Source organism: Facklamia sp. P12932 (assembly GCF_050409545.1).
GTDB lineage: Bacteria > Bacillota > Bacilli > Lactobacillales > Aerococcaceae > Facklamia.
This window is the reverse complement of sequence record NZ_JBNUPG010000004.1, coordinates 59,465-79,381: the sequence shown is the minus strand read 5'-3', so window position 1 is coordinate 79,381 and position 19,917 is coordinate 59,465. Positions and strand designations below refer to the sequence as shown.

Below are 19,917 nucleotides of genomic sequence, written 5' to 3'. Positions count from 1 at the left end.
AGGAATTCAATGGAAGCCATTCGCAATTATTTTAAGTTTTCTGAGAACAATACGGACCTAGGAACAGAGATACAAGCAGGAATCACTACCTTTCTTGCTATGTCTTATATCATGTTCGTCAATCCAGCCATTTTGTCACAAGCAGGTATGCCGGCACAAGGAGTATTTCTAGCTACTATTTTTGCTGCTGCTATTTCAACTTTATTCATTGGAATATTTGCTAATGTTCCTTACGCCTTAGCTCCCGGGATGGGATTAAATGCATTCTTTACCTATACGGTTGTTTTTGCCTTAGGATTCACTTGGCAAGAGGCACTATCCATGGTATTCATTTGTGGAATCTTGAACGTTTTAATCACTATCACTAAAATTCGTAAATTATTAATCGTTTCAATTCCTGCATTTTTACAACATGCTATTTCTGCTGGTATCGGCATTTTCATCGGCTATATCGGTTTAAAAAATGCTGGTCTTTTACAATTCACCTCAGGTGCCGGGAATATTATCTCTGTCAATAATGGAGATCCTATGGCGGAAACAATCTCTGGTGGAGTATTCAGCGTTGTAACTGATGGTGGTATTGTCCCAGAATTGGTTAATTTCACCCAACCAGGTGCCTTAATTGCAGTTGTTGGTATAATTGTCACCATTATCCTAATGATGAGAAAGTCTAAAGGAGCCATTTTAATTGGTATCGCTGTTACAACTGTATTAGCTTTCCTAACCAATGTGGTTGACTTAGGACAAGTTTCATTCGCCGATAATTCTCTCTCTTCTGCTTTTGCTGACCTTGGGCAAATTTTTGGCGTAATTTTCACCAGTGCAGGAATCCCTTCTCTATTTGGCGATCTTACTCGCTTACCAATTGTTTTAATGACAATCTTTGCTTTTTCACTTTCTGATGTTTTTGATACAATTGGTACCTTTATTGGTACTGGTTTACGCTCAGGTATCTTTTCAAAAGCCGATCAATTAGCTTTAGAATCCGGTTCAGGATTCACTTCTAAGATGGATAAAGCCTTGTTCGGCGACTCAGTAGGGACAATTTTTGGAGCAATTCTAGGTACTTCCAATACTACAACCTTTGTCGAGTCATCTGCTGGGATTGGAGCTGGAGGTCGTACAGGCTTTACTTCAGTGGTAACAGCGCTTTGCTTTGTTCTTTCTGCTTTCTTATCGCCAATCATCTCTTTAATTCCTGCACAAGCAACAGCACCAGCCTTGATTATTGTCGGGATTTTGATGGTTAGCTCTCTATCCGATATTGACTGGTCGAATTTTGAAGATGCTGTGCCGGCATTCTTCGCATCTGTTTTTATGGGTTTAACCTACTCCATTTCCAACGGAATTGCAGCAGGATTCATTCTCTATGGAATCATTAAAACAGCTAAAGGACAAACTAAAGAAGTTCATCCAATTATTTGGGTATCGATTGTTCTCTTTATCATCAACTTCATCGTGCTAGCTATTATTTAAGAATAATACTTAAAACACCTGCTTTCTTTTTAAAAAAAGCAGGTGTTTTTATTTAATCTTCTTGATTGATAATGCGGTAGTATGACCGAGAAGTTAGATGGTAGAAAATCAGATAGAATAGAATAAATCCCGATAGGACCATACTGAAGCTAAACAAATAATCATTAAAATTATTAACACCTAATAAACCTAACAGTTTGAATATAATTTGACTCGCAAACAGATTATGAACAACTGCAATGATTAAAGGTAAGAAGAAAAACCAAAGTACTTGAGAGCGGATGGTTTTCTTAATTAATTGTAAAGGTAAGCCCACTTGTTTCATAATTTGATAATTCTTTTTATCTGCATAACCTTCTGATATTTGCTTGAAGTAAAGCATCAAGATCATTCCTATTATCAGTACACTTGAAACGATAAGACCGATAAATAATAAGCCACCATTAAGCTGATAGAGCAACTCCTTTTTATAGTCCTTACTCTCCATGAAAAAGCCTTGCTCATCAACCAATTTTTGAACTGTTTTTTCAAACTGAGGCTCTTTCAAATCAAAATATAAAGAGCTTACAGTGGATAATTCTATATCGGACTTATCTAATAAATACCTTTGCATCGCTTGTAACTCTGCTAAAGAATTGACACCAAAATACAGTGCATCAACACCAATGGTATAAGGAATAATTTCACCTTTACCAATATAGACCGCGCGTTCTAATCCATCTTTCCAATAAATTTTTTCCCAATGTGATACATCCTTTAAATTAGAAGCAAGAACCCACTGATCTTCTGGAACAGATTCATCGGGATATCTAGCTAGATAATCTGCCTTTAACCCGAGAATAACAAAGCTATGCTCTCCTTCTTCCACTTTTTGCTTTTGACCAGGCTCTAACAAAGGATAAATATGATCTTCTTTAATCAAGACAGCCTCCATCGCATTTGTCTCAATTAAATTGTTCGAAATCAAATCAGTTGATTGAAGTTCTGCTTGAAATTTTCGTAACAATTCTAATTGTTCCTCTGTTGTTTTTTCATAAGCTTGAGAAGGAGCAAAAGTTATTTCATACTCTCTTGGCATGGAACCTTCAGCAGCTGCTTCCATATTGCGATAGGTGGTTAAGGTCATTGCCAAGACCATCATAATACCAGTGGCTAAAATGGTTATCGAGGCTAATGATGTGGCATTTTTACTTATTCTCTGCAACATGCCTGAAGTACTTAAGAAATGAGTGGGTTGATAATAATAGCGCTTATTTTTTTGCATCAATTTCAACACAAACACCATAAAAGCCATGAAAAAAGAATATGTTCCGATCATCACTAAGAAAATAGCGATAAAAATCATAGACAGTGAATCTAAAACACCTTGAGTAGTAAGAGCAATATAATAGCCAGCCGCTAAGGTGATTAAACATATCGCCAAAATAATCCAGCGGTTCTTAACTCGCCCTTGTCCCTTACGGCTATCCTTCATCAAATCCAGCGACTGTAAACGATGAATTTTTAAGATGGATAAGAGATAGATAATAGCGTAAGTTCCCACCATCAATACTAAGGTTTCTAGGGCCGCTTTAGGATCAAAAGGATAATCCATAAATCCGGCTCCGGTATCCTTCATTAAACGATTAAATAAGACAAACAAAAAATTACCACTTAAATAACCTATTAAAACACTAAATAAAGCATTAACTAAAAGGACAATCGTAAATTGAATGAACGAAATATGACCTACATGCTTTTTGGCTAATCCTAGAATGGAATAGAGACCAAATTCTTGCGTTAACTTTTTTCGTATAAAGCTAGAAGCGTACAAAACAATAATAATATTCAAAAGAGTCGCAAAGAAAACACCAATCATCAATATAGAATTTAAACTGGCTGACCGTTCGATAATATATTGATTGCCAGTGAGCGATAAAATAATATATTCTAAAGCAAACAGAATAATGGAAGCAAGACTGAAAGGTAAAAAAAGTTCTTTGTTCGACTTCATTGATTTTATAGCTGACTTACGGATAACAGTCGACATACTTAGCATTTTGCTTCCCTCCGTCCATTCAACATCGCTAAGGCGTCAGCAATCGCATCTTGAAAATCAAGTGATGATTGTTGGCCTCGATATATTTCATGATAAATGACGCCATCTTTGATAAACAAAACTCGGTTAGCAGAAGACGCTGCCTTTATCGAGTGAGTGACCATCAAAATCGTATTACTTGCTTGATTTAATTTTACAAAAATTTGCATAATCTGTTCAGAAGTCTTTGAATCTAAGGCCCCAGTGGGTTCATCAGCTAGAATAATATCCGGTTGATTGATTAGAGCACGAGAAATTGCAATCCGTTGCGCTTGGCCTCCTGATATTTCATAGGGATATTTATCTAATAGTGCCTCTACCCCCACCAAACTAGCTACCCTTTTAAGTTGTTCTTCCATTTCAACCACTGATTTCTGTGATAAAACCATTGGTAAGAGGATATTGTCCCGGTTGGTAAATCCATCTAATAAATTAAAATCTTGAAAAACAAACCCTAGCTTCTCACGGCGAAAACTGGCAATTTGCTCTTCTTTAAGCCCCGACAAATCAAAATCATTTATCAAGACACGACCGGCAGTCGGTTGATCAAAAGTCGCTAAAATATTCAGTAAAGTTGATTTCCCCGACCCTGACTCTCCCATAATAGCTACATATTCCCCTTCATTAATAGCAAAATTAACATCTCTTAAGGCGATAGTCTTATTGCCTCTCCCACTGTATATTTTTTCAACATGTTCTACACTTAATAACATAAACTAGTCCCCCCTCTATTTCTTAAATCAAGTCTATAGGAATATTTAATTATCAGCCTTTATCAAAACTTACAAATTGTAAAAGAACCTTACATTTTTGTAAGGTTAACTCATCTCTTGATTAAATTGTATGATAAAACGGCTTCCTTCACCCTTTTTTGACTGAACACTTACGGCTTGGTTGAGACGCTTACTAATTAACTGCACCATGTATAAACCAATACCAGAAGATTGCTCGTTCAGTAAACCATTATGGCCCGAATAACCCTTATCAAAAATCTTAGGTAAGTCTTGAGAATGAATACCTCTTCCATCATCTTCAATGACCAAGTCATAACTAGCTTGTCTCCATTTAATCCATATATTCCCTTTGGGGCTGTATTTTAAAGCATTGGATAAGATTTGTTCGATCATAATCTGACACAGATTAGCCTCCGTTAAAATTGCTTGATCGATCGGTTGATAGTGTAAAGTAATCTCCTGATTGATGAACTGATGGCGGTAACGTTTTAAGAGCGGTTGGATAATCTCATTCAATTGAACCCGGCTAAAGACCATGTCTCTTTTAGGGTTAGTTACTTTAAGATAATTTAAAGCTAAATTAGAATAAGATTCAATTTTGACTAACTCTTGATTAAGTAGCCCTTTCGACGGATCATCGCTTTCTTCTAAGAGCATTTTACTTGCCGCAATCGGTGTTTTAATTTGATGGACCCATAATAAGAAATAGTCTTCCAAATCTTTCTCCCTATTTAATTGAATATTCTTCTCAACAAGTGAACTCTCCAATAAAGTTTGAAATTTTACTTGGTAACTTACTTCCATTTGAAAATAAAACCATTGCCTCCCTAAATATAAGACTAAAATAAGCACAATCAGTAAAGAAGGGATGAGGTAATGCATCCAGTTTAGATGAAATAAGTAAAAAACAAGAGCAAAAAGAGCTAAGATAAAGAGAACAAATAATATCAGACCGCGATATTCATTAATGAAAGCTTTCATTTTTTGCCTCTTTCTTTAAAAGACAATAACCGACTCCTTTTTTAGTACCAATTACCGGCCCACGATTAAATGCTATCAATTTTTTTCTTAAGCGTGAAATATTGACCGCTAATGTATTATCATCAATAAATTGGTTTTCTTGCCAGCAGGCATCAAGTATTTCATCCCTTCTTGCATAATTCCCCTTTTTCTTAAATAAGACTGCTAATATTTGGTATTCAGTGGCGGTTAAGTCAATAATTTCTTCTTGGTATCCAAGGCTTAAAGCTTGTGTATTTAAAGTCATCCCATCAAAACTAAGATTAAGACTGTTATCTGGTTGATAGTTATAACTTCTTCTTAAAAGAGCCTGGATTTTTGCAACAGTCAGCTGACGATCAATTGGCTTGACTAGATAATCATCTCCCCCCATCTGTAAGGCTACTAGCTGGTCCATACTTTCAGATAAAGAAGAAATAAAAATAATTGGAATTTGTGATTGAGCCCGCAACTGACTACACCAATAATAGCCATTTTGATAAGGTAAATTAATATCTAAGAGGACCAGATGGGCTTGCCAAGAGAGGCATTCTTCGACAACATTTTCAAAGTCTAGACACTTTCTAACTTCAAACCGATGCTTAATTAGTGTATTCGCTAAACCCTCAGCAATAATCGGGTCATCTTCAACGATAAATACTCGCATACCCTTCTTCCTTTCTAAAATTGATCACGCGCTTTTCTTAATTGGATGAAATCTTTCAAGCTTTCAGCTTGTAGGAACAGATTAATTTCCTTTTCAACAGCTAAACTAGTCGGGAGGCTCGGTAAGCCTTTGGACCTTAAAACTTTGACAGCTTGTTGCTGGTTCATTAAGTTTTGGTTGTCAGGTTCGATGGTTAAAGCAAAGGCCAAGTTAGTTAAAGTGTATTCGTGTCCAGCATAAAGTTGCGTTTCATCAGGCAAGTCTTTTATTTTTTGAAGACTGTCATATTGCGCTTGATAATCATTAGTAAATACACGCCCACAACCTGCTGAGAATAAAACATCACCACAGAAAAGATGCTTCCCCAGTAAATATGACACATGCTCAGCACTGTGCCCTGGTGTTTTAAGCACCTCAAACTCTAAACCACTTATCTCCAACCGGTCACTCCCTTTGACCACTTGATTAACTCTTTCTTCAACTTCAATCGGTCCGTAAACGGTCACCACATGCTTTTGACTGGCTAACAATTCGCTCAATCCACCGACGTGGTCCTCATGAAAATGCGTTAAGAGAATCGCTTTGACTTTTAAGCCTAGTGTTTTTAAGTAATTTATTAAAGGTTCACTTTCTCCTGGGTCCACGACAATAACTTCATCTTCTTTTTCAATTACCCAAATATAATTATCTTCTAAAGCAGGAATTGCTTTTATTTGCATCAGTCTCATCCTTTCTAAACTTTTTCGTGATTTAATAACCAAATCTTCCTATCAGTCCCTGCACTATAAGCAGTCAAAGCATTTGTTGCTGAGATCACTCGATGACAAAAAATGAGCAACAAAATAGGATTGGCTCCCACTGCCCCACCTACTGCTTGAGCAGATACCTTTTGCTTAGTTTCGGCTTCAATAGTTTTCGCTATCTCTTTATAAGTCATTGTCTTTCCGTAAGAAATTTTCTTTAATATTCGCCAAACGTTTTGCCAAAAACAGTCTGGTTCATTGGATTGAAAGGAAAAAATAATGGCAGGGTTAGTTTGTCCGCGGAAATAGCTTTCTAACCAATTGATATAGGGTTTAAATTCAGGTCTCGACCTTGAAATAAAGTGCACATTGTCCGGTAAATTTTCTTCCACCTTTCCTTTGTTCTTGAACCATCGGCTAATGAGCGCTTCTTGGTCTACTAAAAGTTGTAATCGTCCAATCGGACTATCATAAATCGTAGGGATCAACAAAATTCCCCCTGATCTTTCATTCAATTTATCCTAACAAATTAGCATCTACAAATGAATAAAAACCGAATCTTAATTGAAGATACTGACATCTTTTAAACCTTCTAAGTTAACTCGGTAAGTCAATCCAATAACGATTTACCCTTACACCCTTTTCTATTCTTTGGTCTTCCAATACACCCTTCCACTTTTTAATGGTCGCTTGAGAGGCTTTATTACTGGCTCTACAAGTAATTAGAATGCGTTCATTTCCTAGTTCATGGGCTTTCTTCAAGGCCTCACCTAGCATCCAACTTGCTACACCTTTAAACCGATAGTCTGGATGAACCACATAACCAATCTGACCCCCAGAATGAAGTAAATAGTCATTCAGATGAGGACGTAAATTAATGGCACCGATCATTGTTCCTTTTTCATCAAGACATAGCCATTGAATCACGGGTACTCTACCGACAGGTAGTTCCTTCCCTTGAGACCAATTCTTCATTAAATTAATCCACTGGTCTAATTTTCCATGATATCGGTGAAGACTAGAAGTCCCAGCAATCCATTGATCAGATTCAGGATAACTGTCTAAAAATGCTTCAATTCTATCTATATCTTTTAAATCAGGTTGTTTTAAAAACATATGATTATCGTTCCTTTTCTTATAAATGTTAATAGCTTATTGCTTTCAAGAATGGTATAGTTATTTTAAGGCAAAATTTAAGGAGTGATCTTTTGAAAGACATCGTATCCATACTCTTGACTATCGCTTTAATCGCTGGTAGTAGTTATCATTTTTATAAAAGAAGTCGCAATCTTTTTGTAGAAGTAACTCAAAGCTACTGGATTTGGACTCAATTAATAACCATCGGTTTGTTAGTTTGGATTGGTTTTCAATTTGCAACTAGTAGGTGGCATTATTTATTGATTGCTTCAGCCATTCTTTATTTTATCTCGGGCCCATTAGCTAGAGGTATCTCAAAAAATGATTTTTCTATTTTCAGAGGAACTTTATCCGTAATGATTCCAATTTCTTTTGCAAAGGTCGATCGTGTTGTTTTAACTAGAGATCTTAAAAAAAACCGTATCAATCTATTAGGAAAAGCCAATAAGCAGTATTTTGCCCAATCTTTTCCTTTAAATGATGAAGGCAAACTAATCGCCCATTTAAAAGAAGCAAATATTGAAGTAGATGTTCAAGATGTTACACGTCCTTAAAGTAAAGTCAGACAATCATTGTCTGGCTTTTTGGAAGCTTAATTATAAATAATCTTTAGATTTTAACCAAAACACAACAACGATACTGATTATTAAGCTTAATAGAATTGTCATAAAAAATCCCGCTTCGCTATTTGCAAACGGAAGTGGTACATTCATTCCCCACAGTCCTCCAATAATTGTCGGAATCGTAAGAATAATCGTAATCGAGGTTAAAACTTTCATTACATTATTCAAATTATTGGAAATTACATTCGAGAATAGATCACTTAATTGACCGGTGATTCGCATCCCTTCATTAACCATTGATTCGGCCTGATACGACTCAATCAAGACATCATGCATTAAAGACTTCAAAGCAGGCACAGACTGAAATCTTTCATCCTGACTAATTTTTTCCAGAATTATTCGATTATTATGCACGGCTGTTTTTATATATGCCAAGCTTTTATCAAGTCTCATAAGACGGTAAAGTTCTTTATTTTGAGAAGAATACTCAATATCTTTTTGCATGTCTTCAATTTCTTCATGCACCCAAGCTAAAACTTTAATGGTTTCGTTTTGAATTTTCCAAAAAACTTTCATTATCATCTCTTCATAGCTTAATTGAATATTTCGATCAAATTGTTTAAAAAGATCTGAAAAATACTGAGGATCTTCATTGAGACTCACAAACAGCTGGTCTTCCACTTTTACTAGCGAAATAGCTCGTGTCTTGTATTCACATTCTTCCAAATTATTAGATTGTGGTAGTAGGTATTGTAAAACGACTAGGTAAGTCGAATGCCCTTTGATATTAACCCCATCTTCTATACGCGCTATTTCAAAAGGATCGTTGACGCTTGTAAGGTAGTCGTTAGGAATTTTTAACTTTCCACAGATATTCTCCAACTCTTGCTCGGCTAACCCTTGAAATAATTGCCAATGAACATCTTTCACCATCTATTCAGTCTCCTTTAAATTGTTTAGAAATTTCATTTACTTGGTTTAAATTGCTCAAGAATGCTCTTTTTTATATTCAAACTATTTAATCGTTGACCCCACTTTATTATAAGTGAATTTTTACTTCAAATACTATTATATCACTCGCTAAATGTATAACCTTCAATTAACAAGCACTTGTCAAAAAAATAAGATGCCCTAGAATAAAAAAGGAGGTTTTTTATGAAAAACACTTATACTTCAATCAAAACGCTCTTGCTCTGCGCCCTTACCGGATTAATAACTGGCTGTGTAATAGCAGCTTTTAATCTTCTTATCAATCATCTTGCAAATTTTTCATACTCCTTATTATCACTCTCGCATCAAAATATAACAAATCTTATTATTTATGCTTTGTTTATGCTAGGTCTGGGATTTTTTACCGCCTTTAACTTAAAAATGGAACCAGCTATCGGAGGGTCAGGTGTCCCACGAATAAATGGCCTTCTTCACAAGCATTTAAATCAAAATGGGCTCACCGTTTTAATTTACAAATTTTTTGGTGGAATTGCTGCTATTGGCTCCGGCTTAACTCTAGGAAGAGGAGGCCCATCTATTCAAATCGGCTCTACTATCGGGCAAGTTGTGAGTAAGTTTTTTCATAGCGATTCTTCTATCAGTCGTTACCTAATAGCTGGTGCAGCAGGAGGAGGAATGGCGGCTACTTTCAATGCACCTTTATCAGGGCTATCTTTTATCTTAGAAGGTTTATTCTATAAAACAAGTAGGCAATTATTTATTTATGCCGGTATAATCGTGCTGCTTGCTAATCAAACAGCTAATAGTATTTTAGGAAATCAACCTTCTATTATTCTGCTTAGACAAGCAGAACTTCCAGATAATTTATTGATAACTTGTCTTGGTTTAGGGCTTATTACGGGTCTTTCTGGTGTATTGTTTAATTGGATAATAATCCAGGGAAAAGGTCTTTCACAGGTTTTAGCAATTCCTCAATGGCTAAAATCAATCCTACCTTTTATATTAACCGCTATTATACTCTATTTTGACCGTAATTTATTTGGTTCTGGAGCTAATTTAATAAGTTTCCCAATCGGCGCGAACCCTAATCCTAACTACCTATCTTATTTATATTCAATGAAGATATTATTATTAGCATTCGCTTTTTGTTCAGGCATGCCCGGTGGTATCTTTTTTCCATTATTATCTATTGGAGCTATATTAGGTAATCTCTATGGCAGTTTATTATACAATTTAGGATTGATTCCCTCTGACCTTATCATCTATCTTTCTTTATTTGCAATGAGTGGACATTTTGCTGCAATTGTCAGAGCACCCCTTTCTGGTATTTTTTTAATTCTTGAAATGACAGGTGTTTCTCTCCCATGGTTATTTCCTATCACCTTGGTTACTTATCTTAGCTACTTAGTCGCTGAGTTACTAGCAAGTCCTCCCATTTGTGAAAGCCTACTTGATCTGATATTACTTAATCAAACTCACTTCAATCATACAAAAAAGTCTGTTCCTCAATAAAGAGAAAACAGACTTTTTATATTACATGGTACATTTAAGGGGACCCCACTATGTTTGCTCAGTTTAAACGAACTATTCGTTTTAATGGATTAGTGATACTCTTTCCACAATAAATAAACTAAGGCAACAAAGAAGAGTAAGCCTGATACCTGCCATATAACATAGTTCATAATTGAAGCAATAACTAATTTACCAAAATCTTTACCTAGAGGGTAAAATCCTAAAAATTGGGTATCTGCGGTTGACCTCAAACGTTCTTTTAAAATATAAATAATTAACATAATAGCTAGTGGAAATAGAATGAAATTACTTAAAGCATCAAAGCCATTAATAGCAAAATAAATAAAAGAAGCAACAAAATTATAAATCCAAAAATTCTTTTCAACACTTTGCACATATATATTTAGTGGGATCATTTTCATCTTCCTTTCTATGGTTTAATTATACTATTTTAAGTTTTCAAGCTAATCAGACTTAGGACCTAAAAGAAAAAGAAGCCATTATTTTTTTAATTCAACCACTCCTTGCGACTTTGCCAACTATAGTTGCTAGATAAGCAGCTAAGTCTTTTGATAAAATTAAGGAAAGTTTAAATAGGAGGAATTTATTATGACTATTGGTGAGCGTATTCAAACTTTAAGGAAGAAGCAAGGCTTGTCTCAAGAAGAACTGGCAAATAAAATTGATGTCTCGCGACAAGCTGTTTCTAAATGGGAAAGTAATCAAAGTAATCCAGATCTCAAAAACATTGTAGCTTTGAGTGAAGTTTTTAAAACTTCAACAGACTCCATCCTAAAAGATAGTCTAGGCGATTTTCAAGCTTTTCAAAGTAACAATCCACTCTTTATTCTAGCCTTTGCCTTAACTTTTTTCATTTTAGTTGGCGTTTGGGCTTATTCAGCGAACCGTTTTCGTGAGGATGAGATCTTTTGGATGGCTTTCTTGTCTGCTATAGCTGGGGGAAGTTTAGGGTATATTGTACAAGTCATTTTACACAAGAATCGTAAAAATCAATAGAAAGACAACATTTAAGAAAAATCTTTAATGTTATCTTTCTTAATGAAACTCGCTTTAAAAATCTTTTTTGCTATAAGATCGAGCAGCTAATATGTAAGAAAGACTGAGTGATAGAATGATATAAACAGACAATGGCATGAGTAGTTCTTGAAAAGAAAATTGATTGGAAAAATTGGTAAATGGAGCAAATAATGGTTCATTTAGAGTTCCTTCACTTTTAGCTAAAAAAAAGAAAAAATAGAAAGACATTAAACTACATATTTGGTAAAAAAATTTACCAATAACATAATATGCAAAGTATGAAAATGAGATCGAACCTATTGAATAAGTAAAGGCAATTAAAACTTCATTAGGAGAGTAGGCCTTGAATTCGGGTAAAAGATAATTTGGTAAAATAAAACTAATAAAAAATAGCGTCCCCATCAAAATAGTGTAAACATATTTAGCTAAGACGATTTTTTCAGCCTCAATAGGTAAACTATTTAAAAGCACTCCCGATTTCTTAAAATTTTCCTTTTCATTCATAATTAGTGGGTACCAAACTGTCAAAACAACGGGACAAATGATTGGAATTTGAAATGAATCGGATAGAACACATCCCACAAAAAATATAGCCATAAAAATCAGTAAATTTTTTTTAGAATTTAAAATAAATTCTTTATGGATTAAAGCCTTCATACTATCTCCTTTCATCAAATAAATTAACCATTATCTCTTCAAGATTAGCCGGATCGATAATCACTTGTTCTCCAAATAATTCTTTAAATAGCTCATAGTTTGACGAAAGGCCCTCAAATCCGACTGATGTTTCTCGGCAATTAATTAATTGGCTCCTGAGCTCGTCGTCTAAAATTTCTTTAGGTCCCTTCACTAACCTGTATTGGTTGAGGAGATAATCTTTTTCTTTATTAATAATCAGTTCTCCATAATGAATCATTGCAATATGATCAGCTATTTTTTCTATATCTGTCATAATATGACTTGAGAAAAAAACAGACTTTTCAGAGTCTTGGATATAGTCAAACAAAATATCTAAAACTCTATTTCTTACGATAGGATCCAGCCCAGAAGTTGGCTCATCAAGAATAATCAACATAGGATCATGTGATAAGGCAATGGCTAAAGAAAGCGCTACTTTCATACCCGTTGAGAGTTCTTCTATTTTTTTAGCTTTTGATAATCCAAATGATTGGGTGTAAGACCAGTAGGTTTCCCAATCCCATTTTTTATAAAAAGGGGCGATCATTTTTCCCGTTTCTTCGACTGTTAAGTGATCATAGAAATAATTTTCCGCATAAACAAAGCCTATCTCTTCCTTAATGGCTACCACATGCTTTTTAAGATCCTTACCAAAAACTTTAATCGATCCACTTTCTGCTTTCATAAGTCCCATAATTAATTTTATGATCGTGGTTTTTCCAGATCCATTCGGTCCCACAAAACCAGTCACATAACCTTTACGAATCTTTAAATCTAAGTTGTTAATTGAGAAATCAGTAAATGTTTTTGATACTTGATTCATTTCAATCACAAATTCTCCCATTATTTACCCTCCTTATAGATCCTTTCCACCAATACTTTTATTTCTTCCAAACTGAGGTCAATCATCGCACTTTCTTCAATCAGATTTTTAATTAATGCTTCCATTCTTTTTAAGTATTTCCTTCTAATGAAATCATGGTCTTGCTCAGCTATATAGGTACCTTTCCCGACCACTGAAGTTACATAACCTTCTCTTTCAAGGTCTTCATAAGCTCTTTTGGTCGTTATTACACTGACTTTTAAGTCTTTTGCTAAGCCCCTTACCGAAGGAAGTAAGTCTCCTTCTTCCACATCCCCATTTAAAATGGCTTGGATAATCTGTTCTTTTATCTGTTCATAAATAGGCTTGGGATTTAACTTGGATATTAAAATGTTCATTGATTCACCTCACCTTAGTTGTTGTGTATATATACAGTATATACACAACGGTTGTTTTTGACAAGTTTTTTCCATAAAAAAAGCCTCCATTCTTATAATAAAGAATTGGAGACTTAGACTTTTATTTCATATAGGTTACTAACTGATACTCGTCTGTTCTAAATAAACCATTTTTCTTATAAAAACTTTGTGTTTTATCAGTATCGTCAGTCATCAATATAATTTGCCGCACCGCTTGGTATTCTTTTAATATCTTCTGCAATAACTGACTACCAATACCTTGTCCTTGATAATCTTCAAGTACTAAAATATCTTGAATATAGATAATGGTTAGCCCATCCCCTACTACACGTGCTAGGCCAATTAGTTGATCACCCTCCCAAGCTGTCCAAACTTTTAAGCTGTTTTGGATAGCTTTTTCTAAAAGCTCTGGTTCTTTAGTATAGGCTGTCCAACGAACATTTTCATAAAGAGCTAAAATTTGCTCAAATGGAAGCAGTCCATCTTCTCTAATTTCAATATCGTTCATTAAAATCCTTCCTTACTTTATAAACTTAAAAAATCGGCTTAGTTTAACGACGAAAAATAATCATCACAAAACTGATTCCATTGGACTTGATATTCATCATGTGTCAAAACTTTTAAGTCATAAGGTGATAATATGTCACGAGCTATTGCCTCTTTGACAAAATATTCCAAACCCTCATCAGCAGCTGTTTCATAAACTTGAATCGTTTTAAAGCCATTTTCTACAGCATAAGCCAAACGGCTATGCCCGTCTAAAGAGACCCATCTCTTGTTCATTTTTGTAACTGGTATGATGATATCTGTCTGTTTTCTGATAAAAGATGAAATAGCCTGCAATTTGTCCTTATCTACATAGAACTGCGAAGGCTGAATGTGATCCAGTTCCAAATAAAAAAGTTTAACCGGTTGAAATTGTTTAATTATTTGATTGTTTTTATCGAGAAAAGTATCTATATGTTCAGCATAAAAACGAAAAGCTTCAATTAAGGCTGAAAAGTTATTATCATCTTTTCCTGTAAATCGAGCAGTATGACGATTAATAATCTGAACACTATATGGTTGATTATCGATTAAAAAGGCACCCTGCTGCTTTAAGATTTCTTCTTAAAGCGATTATCTTGATAATGATTTAACCGTCTTATTTCCATTGCACCCCTCCTATAAAATATCTAAATAAAATTGATTCCCAATATCCAAGCCTTTCTCAGTAAACCAGATACCCTGGTTATCGTAATCTATCAAGCCTAACTTTTTATGTTTAGACAGGACTGCTTGGTACTTGGTTAAAAAATCAATACCAAAGCGCTGATTAATTTCACTAAATTCAAACCCTTTTAATAAACGTAGGTTCAACATAATATATTCCTTTTCGCGATCTTCTAAAGAAAGTTCTTCACTCATTTGGATAGGATATTTTCCTTGATCAATCATGCCGTAGTAATCATCAAAACGTCGATGATTAACAAAACGCACGAAATCAATATTAGAAGAAGCTCCTAAACCAATTCCTAAATAATTCTTCAACTGCCAGTATTTTTTATTATGGCGACTTTCAACATCACCTTTGGCAAAGTTGGAAATTTCATATTGGTGGAAACCATGTTTTGTCAGTTCTGATTGGATATAATGGTACATTTCTCTTTCAATTTCATCGTCTAAAACGCGCATCTGTCCAGTTAACACCCAACGCTGAAAAGGTGTGTTCTCTTTAATCATTAGGGAGTAATAAGAAATATGATTAAGCGGTAATTCCATAGCTAATTCTATGTCCCTTTTTAAAACATCCATGTCCTGTTTAGGGTTAGCAAACATCAAATCAATTCCCAATTTCTTAACACCTAAGTCTTTTAATAAAGCAATCTTTTGATAGACTGTTTCACGATCATGTAAACGCCCCATCATTCTTAAGGTTGCATCATCAAAGGACTGGACTCCCATAGAAAAGCGATTGAACCCATATTTTAAATAGGTTTTTACTTTTTCTTCCGTGACAGATTCGGGATTCATTTCAATCGAAATCTCACAATCTGAAAGAATCACAAAATGACTCTGGATGCCTTCCATAATCTTAACCATCTGTTCAGCTTCTAAATAAGAAGGTGTTCCGCCACCAAAATAAATTGTGTCTAATTGATAGTTTCCACTATAAAGAGCCATTTCTTTAATTAAGTAGGTAACGTATTCATCCATTCTCTCTTCCATATCCACAAAGGTTAAAAAGTCGCAATAATGGCATTTCTTTTGACAGAAAGGGATATGTATATAGAGTCCAATTGTTTCTTGCATAGCTTCTCCCACCTTTAATTCTCTCATTCTACTATAACGAGTTTGATTTAAATTTAATAGTACTTATTCTTAAAAAAGAGAAGACGATTGCCTTCCCAAATACTCTACCAATGAAGAGTCACTTGATGCTCCATTTCAATTGAAGCATCCCCAAACAAATCGAGCAACCAACGGCCATAATCATTGAGTTGGTCCAAAATTAAACGCGCACGGTATATTTCAATCTCTAAAGGACGGCTATCTCCTAGGACATCCCATAAAGCATCTAAATTATGACCCGTGTAGTGGGGCAAATTTAATCGATCAATCAAATAGCAATAAGTCGTCTCCTTGTCTGTAAAGGCTTGGCCATCTAATATAATTTTCATACTCTTCATCCTTTCAATAAAGCTGCTTAAAACTATCATAATGATCGTCAGTGTAATAAATCAGCCCATCATTAGAATACACGATTCGTTCAGATCCACGATGGTGACTGTACCCTGCTTGAATATCAGCTTCATAGTATTGCCTTCCTTTTTTCTTAGGTAATTTACCCTCTCGATTGCCAAATCGATTGCCAGCAATCACATAAATTGGATCAGCAGTTGACCAGTTTTGCTTAGTTGCCTCTTCCTTAGTTATATAATTAGCTGGCAATCGATTATATTGATGAATATAGGCAGCGACTTGTTCTAGATTATAATAAAACGCTTCTTCTTGAACGACCTCGCTCGTATTTTCTTGGTTAAGCCATGGATCTGTTTCAATTTTTAATTCTGTAAAACCCTCTCGGCTTGTTTTACTGGAATCACTTGCTAACTGTTCACTGACTGGTTCTTCAGTGAATTCTTGCAAAAACTCTTCAACTTGTAAGCAGCCACTTAAAGAGATGGCTAGAAAAAGTATTAATAAGCTTAATAAATAGTTACATTTCGTTTTCATGCATTCCTCCAAAAAATATTTCAGCAACATATAGATACTAGCATACTTTTCGCATATTTATTCTTTTTATTTAAGAGTTAAAGTTTTTTAATTATCGGTAGATTCTGGATTACTTTCAGCAAACACCACCACATAGATCTTGATTTTTGCAAGACAGGATATATTTGCTACTCATATCCAATTACCATATAAAAAACGGTCGAGTATAAATACTCAACCGCATTTTATTCTCCCTATAATATAATCTACCGAACACCTCATGCATCCGATGAACATGTATAAGTAGAATGTTTCTTAATTTCTAATATATCCTAAGCTCTCCCTAAGATAAATGTAGTTAGTTCTTTTAGCAAATCTTATAATTATTCCGTTTCAAGAATACCACTCACAATATGGTCAACATTCCATTTGATCATTGTGATGTATGTATCTCCTTCTTCGCCTTCATTTGCTAATGAATCTGTAAAGATTTTCGATTTAACAGGAATTCCTGTTTCTTGAGAAACTGTCTCCATTGTTTTAGGATTGATTGATGTTTCAACAAATAAGGCTTTCACATCACGCTCATTAATAATATCTAAGATACGCTTCATTTGGTCAGGTGTTCCTTGATTATCTGTATTGATTTCCCAAATATAAGCTGCTTCAAAGCCATAGGCCTTAGAAAAGTATTTAAAAGCTCCTTCTGAAGTAACCAAGATTCGTTGATCTTCTGGAATTTTAGCAATTTCATCTTTTGCATATTGGTCTAGATCTTCTAATTCTTTGGTATAAGCTTCTTTATTTTTTAGATACTCTTCTTTATGCTCTGGATCAGCTTCAATTATTTTTTCAGCAATAAGATCAACATATTTAATGCCATTTTGTACGTCTAGCCAAGCATGAGGATCTTGCTCATTTTCTTTACCTTCAGCTGTTAAATGCATAGGTTCTACTTCTTCAGTCACCGCAAAAGCTACATCTTTTTTATCAGTTACATCAAGTAAATCATCAAACCAACCTTTTCCTGTTTCGAGGTTAAATCCGTTATAAAAAACGAGATCAGCTTCAGATACTTCTTGAGCATCTCCTGGTAACGGCTCATAGCTATGAGGGTCTGTTCCAATTGGCACTAAACTATAGACTTCTCCATGTTCTCCAACGATATTCTTAACCATATCAGCGATGATTGAATAACTTGCTACGATTTTTAGGCTTTTATCTTCAGCGGCTTGGGCTTTTACCCCCCCTCCAATTCCTGATAAGATAGTAGATAATAATAGAGTCAATGCAATAAATTTTTTAAATATTTTCATGATACTTTTTCCTTTCTAAAAAAATTGTTTTTTGGTGAAGCAAAAAATGAAATTAAGAAAACTAGTGAACCCAACAAGACAATTGCTGAACTCGTAGGCAGATTATTTTGGAAACTTATATATGTTCCGATTAGTCCCATTGAAGCTCCAATTATTGAGGCTAATAGAATCATATGGATTAGTTTATTTGTCCATAAATAGGAAGTCGCAGCTGGTATAACTAACATAGCAATAACCAACACAATTCCTACTTGGGAGAGTGAGGAGACAGTTACAACGGACAACATAAGCATTAATAAATAATGATAGAAATCCGTATTGAGTCCATATGCTTTCGAAACAACAGGATCGAAGGATGAAATTAATAACTCTTTATAAAAAAGACTTACAATAATAATCACAGCAACGAGTACCCAAAAAGATTGTTCTAACTCAGAATTCGGAACCGCTAAAATATTACCGAACAAGACGTGATTTAAATCGATTCCACTTCGTGCTTGACTAATTAAGATAATTCCTAAAGCAAAAAATGAACTTAAAATGATGCCAATCGCAGTATCACTTTTAATGTTAGATTTTTTTGAAATATATTGAATTAGAACAGCAGCAAAAATCCCAAAAAGCGATGCTCCAAACAACATATTAATACCAAACATATAGGAAAGAGCTACCCCAGGTAATACCGCATGCGATAATGCGTCTCCCATCAAGGCCATCTTTCTTAAAACAATAAAGCTACCTATAATTCCAGACACTACCCCTAAAAAAATTGCGGATAAACCTGCATTAATAACATAGGAAGGTAGGTCAAAGAGTTGAGAAAACACTTCTGTCATTTTAATCACCTAACCCTTTTATTTGAACATTTCCTAATGAGCCTCCGTAGGCTGCTTGAATATTCGCATTAGTAAACACTTCTTTAACTGCTCCCTCAGCGATGACTGATTTATTTAAAATTAAAAGTCGATCAAAGTATGACTGCACCTCATGAAGATCGTGATGGACCACTAATACCGATTTTCCATCACTGCGCAATTGCCTCAAAATGTCCACAATAATATTCTCACTTTTGAGATCAATCCCAACAAAAGGCTCATCTAAAAAGAAAACTTCTGCTTGTTGAGCCAGTGCTCGAGCAATAAACACCCTTTGTAGCTGACCACCAGATAGATTACTAATTTGTTTTTTTCGAATATCCTCAATCACTACTTGCTCCAAACAGTAATCCACAATTTCTCTTTCCTTCTTACCTGGTCTTTTAAATAATGGTAAATTAGGGTAAGTTCCTGTTAAAACAGTATCTTCAACTGTAATGGGAAAAGTTAAGTCTAAGTCACTTTTTTGAGGAACATAGGCAATTTTTCTTAATTTATTTTTAATGTCCTCGCCATTATAAGTCACTTTTCCACTGCTAGGAATAATTCCTAACATTGCTTTCATTAAGGTTGATTTTCCAGCGCCATTCGGCCCTATAATACCCTCACTGTATCCAAATGGGATATCAAGGTTCACATCGACTAGTGCTTTGTGCCCAAAATAATCAACATTCAAATGTTTAATTTGAATCATATATATATACTCCTTTCTTC

At 34.7% G+C, this 19,917-nt stretch carries 24 protein-coding genes; 4 read left to right on the top strand and 20 right to left on the bottom strand.

From position 1 onward, the window contains the following. The first annotated feature begins 9 nt into the window (after positions 1-9). Positions 10-1,476 (top strand): NCS2 family permease, encoded by a 1,467-nt coding sequence (locus tag ACQV2P_RS02870; RefSeq protein ID WP_428872752.1) that lies wholly within the window; start codon positions 10-12, stop codon positions 1,474-1,476. Positions 1,477-1,528: 52 nt separating this feature from the next. Here the strand turns inward: ACQV2P_RS02870 and ACQV2P_RS02865 are convergent, their stop codons facing one another. The 7 genes from ACQV2P_RS02865 to ACQV2P_RS02835 form a co-directional block, all read right to left on the bottom strand. Further along, complete coding sequence (locus tag ACQV2P_RS02865; RefSeq protein ID WP_428894610.1) at positions 1,529-3,514, bottom strand: FtsX-like permease family protein; 1,986 nt, start codon at positions 3,512-3,514, stop codon at positions 1,529-1,531. Next, positions 3,508-4,266 (bottom strand): ABC transporter ATP-binding protein, encoded by a 759-nt coding sequence (locus ACQV2P_RS02860; RefSeq protein ID WP_428872750.1) that lies wholly within the window; start codon positions 4,264-4,266, stop codon positions 3,508-3,510. Before ACQV2P_RS02860 ends, ACQV2P_RS02865 begins: the two co-directional genes overlap by 7 nt. 105 nt (positions 4,267-4,371) lie before the next feature. Further along, the gene (locus ACQV2P_RS02855; RefSeq protein WP_428872749.1) at positions 4,372-5,268 is read right to left on the bottom strand and encodes a sensor histidine kinase; all 897 of its coding nucleotides are present in this window, start codon (positions 5,266-5,268) and stop codon (positions 4,372-4,374) included. Then, positions 5,252-5,953, bottom strand: a complete 702-nt coding sequence (locus tag ACQV2P_RS02850) for a response regulator transcription factor (RefSeq protein WP_428872748.1) — start codon at positions 5,951-5,953, stop codon at positions 5,252-5,254. The genes ACQV2P_RS02855 and ACQV2P_RS02850 overlap by 17 nt, the downstream gene beginning before the upstream one ends. 14 nt (positions 5,954-5,967) lie before the next feature. After that, positions 5,968-6,672: a hydroxyacylglutathione hydrolase gene (gloB, locus tag ACQV2P_RS02845; RefSeq protein ID WP_428892569.1), complete on the bottom strand. Its 705-nt coding sequence runs from the start codon at positions 6,670-6,672 to the stop codon at positions 5,968-5,970. Positions 6,673-6,686: 14 nt separating this feature from the next. Next, positions 6,687-7,184, bottom strand: a complete 498-nt coding sequence (locus ACQV2P_RS02840) for a methylated-DNA--[protein]-cysteine S-methyltransferase (RefSeq protein ID WP_428894609.1) — start codon at positions 7,182-7,184, stop codon at positions 6,687-6,689. Positions 7,185-7,293: 109 nt separating this feature from the next. Then, positions 7,294-7,812 (bottom strand): GNAT family N-acetyltransferase, encoded by a 519-nt coding sequence (locus tag ACQV2P_RS02835; protein WP_428872745.1) that lies wholly within the window; start codon positions 7,810-7,812, stop codon positions 7,294-7,296. A gap of 92 nt (positions 7,813-7,904) precedes the next feature. Between ACQV2P_RS02835 and ACQV2P_RS02830 the strand changes: the two genes are divergently transcribed. Beyond that, positions 7,905-8,387 (top strand): hypothetical protein, encoded by a 483-nt coding sequence (locus ACQV2P_RS02830; RefSeq protein WP_428872744.1) that lies wholly within the window; start codon positions 7,905-7,907, stop codon positions 8,385-8,387. A 42-nt stretch (positions 8,388-8,429) separates the two neighbouring features. Here ACQV2P_RS02830 and ACQV2P_RS02825 read toward each other — a convergent pair whose 3' ends face one another. Further along, positions 8,430-9,329: a magnesium transporter CorA family protein gene (locus ACQV2P_RS02825; RefSeq protein WP_428874900.1), complete on the bottom strand. Its 900-nt coding sequence runs from the start codon at positions 9,327-9,329 to the stop codon at positions 8,430-8,432. Positions 9,330-9,551: 222 nt separating this feature from the next. Between ACQV2P_RS02825 and ACQV2P_RS02820 the strand changes: the two genes are divergently transcribed. Then, positions 9,552-10,859 carry a ClC family H(+)/Cl(-) exchange transporter gene (locus ACQV2P_RS02820; RefSeq protein ID WP_428894608.1) on the top strand — a complete coding sequence of 436 codons (1,308 nt, stop codon included), beginning with the start codon at positions 9,552-9,554 and terminating at the stop codon, positions 10,857-10,859. 89 nt (positions 10,860-10,948) lie between these two features. Here the strand turns inward: ACQV2P_RS02820 and ACQV2P_RS02815 are convergent, their stop codons facing one another. Next, on the bottom strand, positions 10,949-11,275 hold the full coding sequence (locus ACQV2P_RS02815) for a hypothetical protein (RefSeq protein WP_428872741.1): 327 nt from the start codon (positions 11,273-11,275) through the stop codon (positions 10,949-10,951). Between the two features lie 193 nt (positions 11,276-11,468). Here ACQV2P_RS02815 and ACQV2P_RS02810 point away from each other — a divergent pair, with 193 nt between their 5' ends. Further along, positions 11,469-11,876 carry a helix-turn-helix domain-containing protein gene (locus ACQV2P_RS02810; protein WP_428891664.1) on the top strand — a complete coding sequence of 136 codons (408 nt, stop codon included), beginning with the start codon at positions 11,469-11,471 and terminating at the stop codon, positions 11,874-11,876. A gap of 54 nt (positions 11,877-11,930) precedes the next feature. Here ACQV2P_RS02810 and ACQV2P_RS02805 read toward each other — a convergent pair whose 3' ends face one another. The 11 genes from ACQV2P_RS02805 to ACQV2P_RS02755 all read right to left on the bottom strand — a co-directional run bounded on the left by ACQV2P_RS02805 (position 11,931) and on the right by ACQV2P_RS02755 (position 19,897). Beyond that, positions 11,931-12,554: an ABC-2 transporter permease gene (locus ACQV2P_RS02805; RefSeq protein WP_428872739.1), complete on the bottom strand. Its 624-nt coding sequence runs from the start codon at positions 12,552-12,554 to the stop codon at positions 11,931-11,933. A gap of 1 nt (position 12,555) precedes the next feature. Further along, entirely contained in the window at positions 12,556-13,419 is an 864-nt protein-coding gene (locus ACQV2P_RS02800) for an ABC transporter ATP-binding protein (protein WP_428872738.1), read from the bottom strand. Then, entirely contained in the window at positions 13,419-13,796 is a 378-nt protein-coding gene (locus tag ACQV2P_RS02795; RefSeq protein ID WP_428872737.1) for a GntR family transcriptional regulator, read from the bottom strand. The genes ACQV2P_RS02800 and ACQV2P_RS02795 overlap by 1 nt, the downstream gene beginning before the upstream one ends. Before the next feature lie 121 nt (positions 13,797-13,917). Beyond that, the gene (locus ACQV2P_RS02790; protein WP_428872736.1) at positions 13,918-14,325 is read right to left on the bottom strand and encodes a GNAT family N-acetyltransferase; all 408 of its coding nucleotides are present in this window, start codon (positions 14,323-14,325) and stop codon (positions 13,918-13,920) included. Between the two features lie 38 nt (positions 14,326-14,363). Further along, the gene (locus tag ACQV2P_RS02785) at positions 14,364-14,600 is read right to left on the bottom strand and encodes a hypothetical protein (RefSeq protein ID WP_428872734.1); all 237 of its coding nucleotides are present in this window, start codon (positions 14,598-14,600) and stop codon (positions 14,364-14,366) included. Positions 14,601-14,981: 381 nt separating this feature from the next. Next, positions 14,982-16,109, bottom strand: a complete 1,128-nt coding sequence (gene hemW, locus ACQV2P_RS02780) for a radical SAM family heme chaperone HemW (RefSeq protein ID WP_428894607.1) — start codon at positions 16,107-16,109, stop codon at positions 14,982-14,984. Between the two features lie 104 nt (positions 16,110-16,213). Then, positions 16,214-16,477, bottom strand: coding sequence for a barstar family protein (locus tag ACQV2P_RS02775; protein ID WP_428872727.1), 264 nt, complete (start codon positions 16,475-16,477; stop codon positions 16,214-16,216). 13 nt (positions 16,478-16,490) lie between these two features. Further along, complete coding sequence (locus tag ACQV2P_RS02770) at positions 16,491-17,033, bottom strand: ribonuclease domain-containing protein (protein WP_428894606.1); 543 nt, start codon at positions 17,031-17,033, stop codon at positions 16,491-16,493. Positions 17,034-17,395: 362 nt separating this feature from the next. Further along, the gene (locus ACQV2P_RS02765; protein WP_428874906.1) at positions 17,396-18,328 is read right to left on the bottom strand and encodes a metal ABC transporter solute-binding protein, Zn/Mn family; all 933 of its coding nucleotides are present in this window, start codon (positions 18,326-18,328) and stop codon (positions 17,396-17,398) included. After that, entirely contained in the window at positions 18,325-19,164 is an 840-nt protein-coding gene (locus ACQV2P_RS02760; protein ID WP_428874907.1) for an iron chelate uptake ABC transporter family permease subunit, read from the bottom strand. The genes ACQV2P_RS02765 and ACQV2P_RS02760 overlap by 4 nt, the downstream gene beginning before the upstream one ends. Before the next feature lies 1 nt (position 19,165). Beyond that, positions 19,166-19,897 carry a metal ABC transporter ATP-binding protein gene (locus tag ACQV2P_RS02755; protein WP_428874908.1) on the bottom strand — a complete coding sequence of 244 codons (732 nt, stop codon included), beginning with the start codon at positions 19,895-19,897 and terminating at the stop codon, positions 19,166-19,168. Positions 19,898-19,917 lie beyond the last annotated feature (20 nt).

Excerpts from the sequence above, each read along its gene's own strand:
- ACQV2P_RS02870 (WP_428872752.1), top strand. The coding sequence starts at position 10 with ATGGAAGCCATTCGCAATTATTTTAAGTTTTCTGAGAACAATACGGAC.
- ACQV2P_RS02865 (WP_428894610.1), bottom strand. The coding sequence starts at position 3,514 with ATGCTAAGTATGTCGACTGTTATCCGTAAGTCAGCTATAAAATCAATG.
- ACQV2P_RS02860 (WP_428872750.1), bottom strand. The coding sequence starts at position 4,266 with ATGTTATTAAGTGTAGAACATGTTGAAAAAATATACAGTGGGAGAGGC.
- ACQV2P_RS02855 (WP_428872749.1), bottom strand. The coding sequence starts at position 5,268 with ATGAAAGCTTTCATTAATGAATATCGCGGTCTGATATTATTTGTTCTC.
- ACQV2P_RS02850 (WP_428872748.1), bottom strand. The coding sequence starts at position 5,953 with ATGCGAGTATTTATCGTTGAAGATGACCCGATTATTGCTGAGGGTTTA.
- gloB (WP_428892569.1), bottom strand. The coding sequence starts at position 6,672 with ATGCAAATAAAAGCAATTCCTGCTTTAGAAGATAATTATATTTGGGTA.
- ACQV2P_RS02835 (WP_428872745.1), bottom strand. The coding sequence starts at position 7,812 with ATGTTTTTAAAACAACCTGATTTAAAAGATATAGATAGAATTGAAGCA.
- ACQV2P_RS02825 (WP_428874900.1), bottom strand. The coding sequence starts at position 9,329 with ATGGTGAAAGATGTTCATTGGCAATTATTTCAAGGGTTAGCCGAGCAA.
- ACQV2P_RS02820 (WP_428894608.1), top strand. The coding sequence starts at position 9,552 with ATGAAAAACACTTATACTTCAATCAAAACGCTCTTGCTCTGCGCCCTT.
- ACQV2P_RS02815 (WP_428872741.1), bottom strand. The coding sequence starts at position 11,275 with ATGATCCCACTAAATATATATGTGCAAAGTGTTGAAAAGAATTTTTGG.
- ACQV2P_RS02810 (WP_428891664.1), top strand. The coding sequence starts at position 11,469 with ATGACTATTGGTGAGCGTATTCAAACTTTAAGGAAGAAGCAAGGCTTG.
- ACQV2P_RS02805 (WP_428872739.1), bottom strand. The coding sequence starts at position 12,554 with ATGAAGGCTTTAATCCATAAAGAATTTATTTTAAATTCTAAAAAAAAT.
- ACQV2P_RS02800 (WP_428872738.1), bottom strand. The coding sequence starts at position 13,419 with ATGGGAGAATTTGTGATTGAAATGAATCAAGTATCAAAAACATTTACT.
- ACQV2P_RS02795 (WP_428872737.1), bottom strand. The coding sequence starts at position 13,796 with ATGAACATTTTAATATCCAAGTTAAATCCCAAGCCTATTTATGAACAG.
- ACQV2P_RS02790 (WP_428872736.1), bottom strand. The coding sequence starts at position 14,325 with ATGAACGATATTGAAATTAGAGAAGATGGACTGCTTCCATTTGAGCAA.
- ACQV2P_RS02785 (WP_428872734.1), bottom strand. The coding sequence starts at position 14,600 with ATGAACAAGAGATGGGTCTCTTTAGACGGGCATAGCCGTTTGGCTTAT.
- hemW (WP_428894607.1), bottom strand. The coding sequence starts at position 16,109 with ATGCAAGAAACAATTGGACTCTATATACATATCCCTTTCTGTCAAAAG.
- ACQV2P_RS02775 (WP_428872727.1), bottom strand. The coding sequence starts at position 16,477 with ATGAAAATTATATTAGATGGCCAAGCCTTTACAGACAAGGAGACGACT.
- ACQV2P_RS02770 (WP_428894606.1), bottom strand. The coding sequence starts at position 17,033 with ATGAAAACGAAATGTAACTATTTATTAAGCTTATTAATACTTTTTCTA.
- ACQV2P_RS02765 (WP_428874906.1), bottom strand. The coding sequence starts at position 18,328 with ATGAAAATATTTAAAAAATTTATTGCATTGACTCTATTATTATCTACT.
- ACQV2P_RS02760 (WP_428874907.1), bottom strand. The coding sequence starts at position 19,164 with ATGACAGAAGTGTTTTCTCAACTCTTTGACCTACCTTCCTATGTTATT.
- ACQV2P_RS02755 (WP_428874908.1), bottom strand. The coding sequence starts at position 19,897 with ATGATTCAAATTAAACATTTGAATGTTGATTATTTTGGGCACAAAGCA.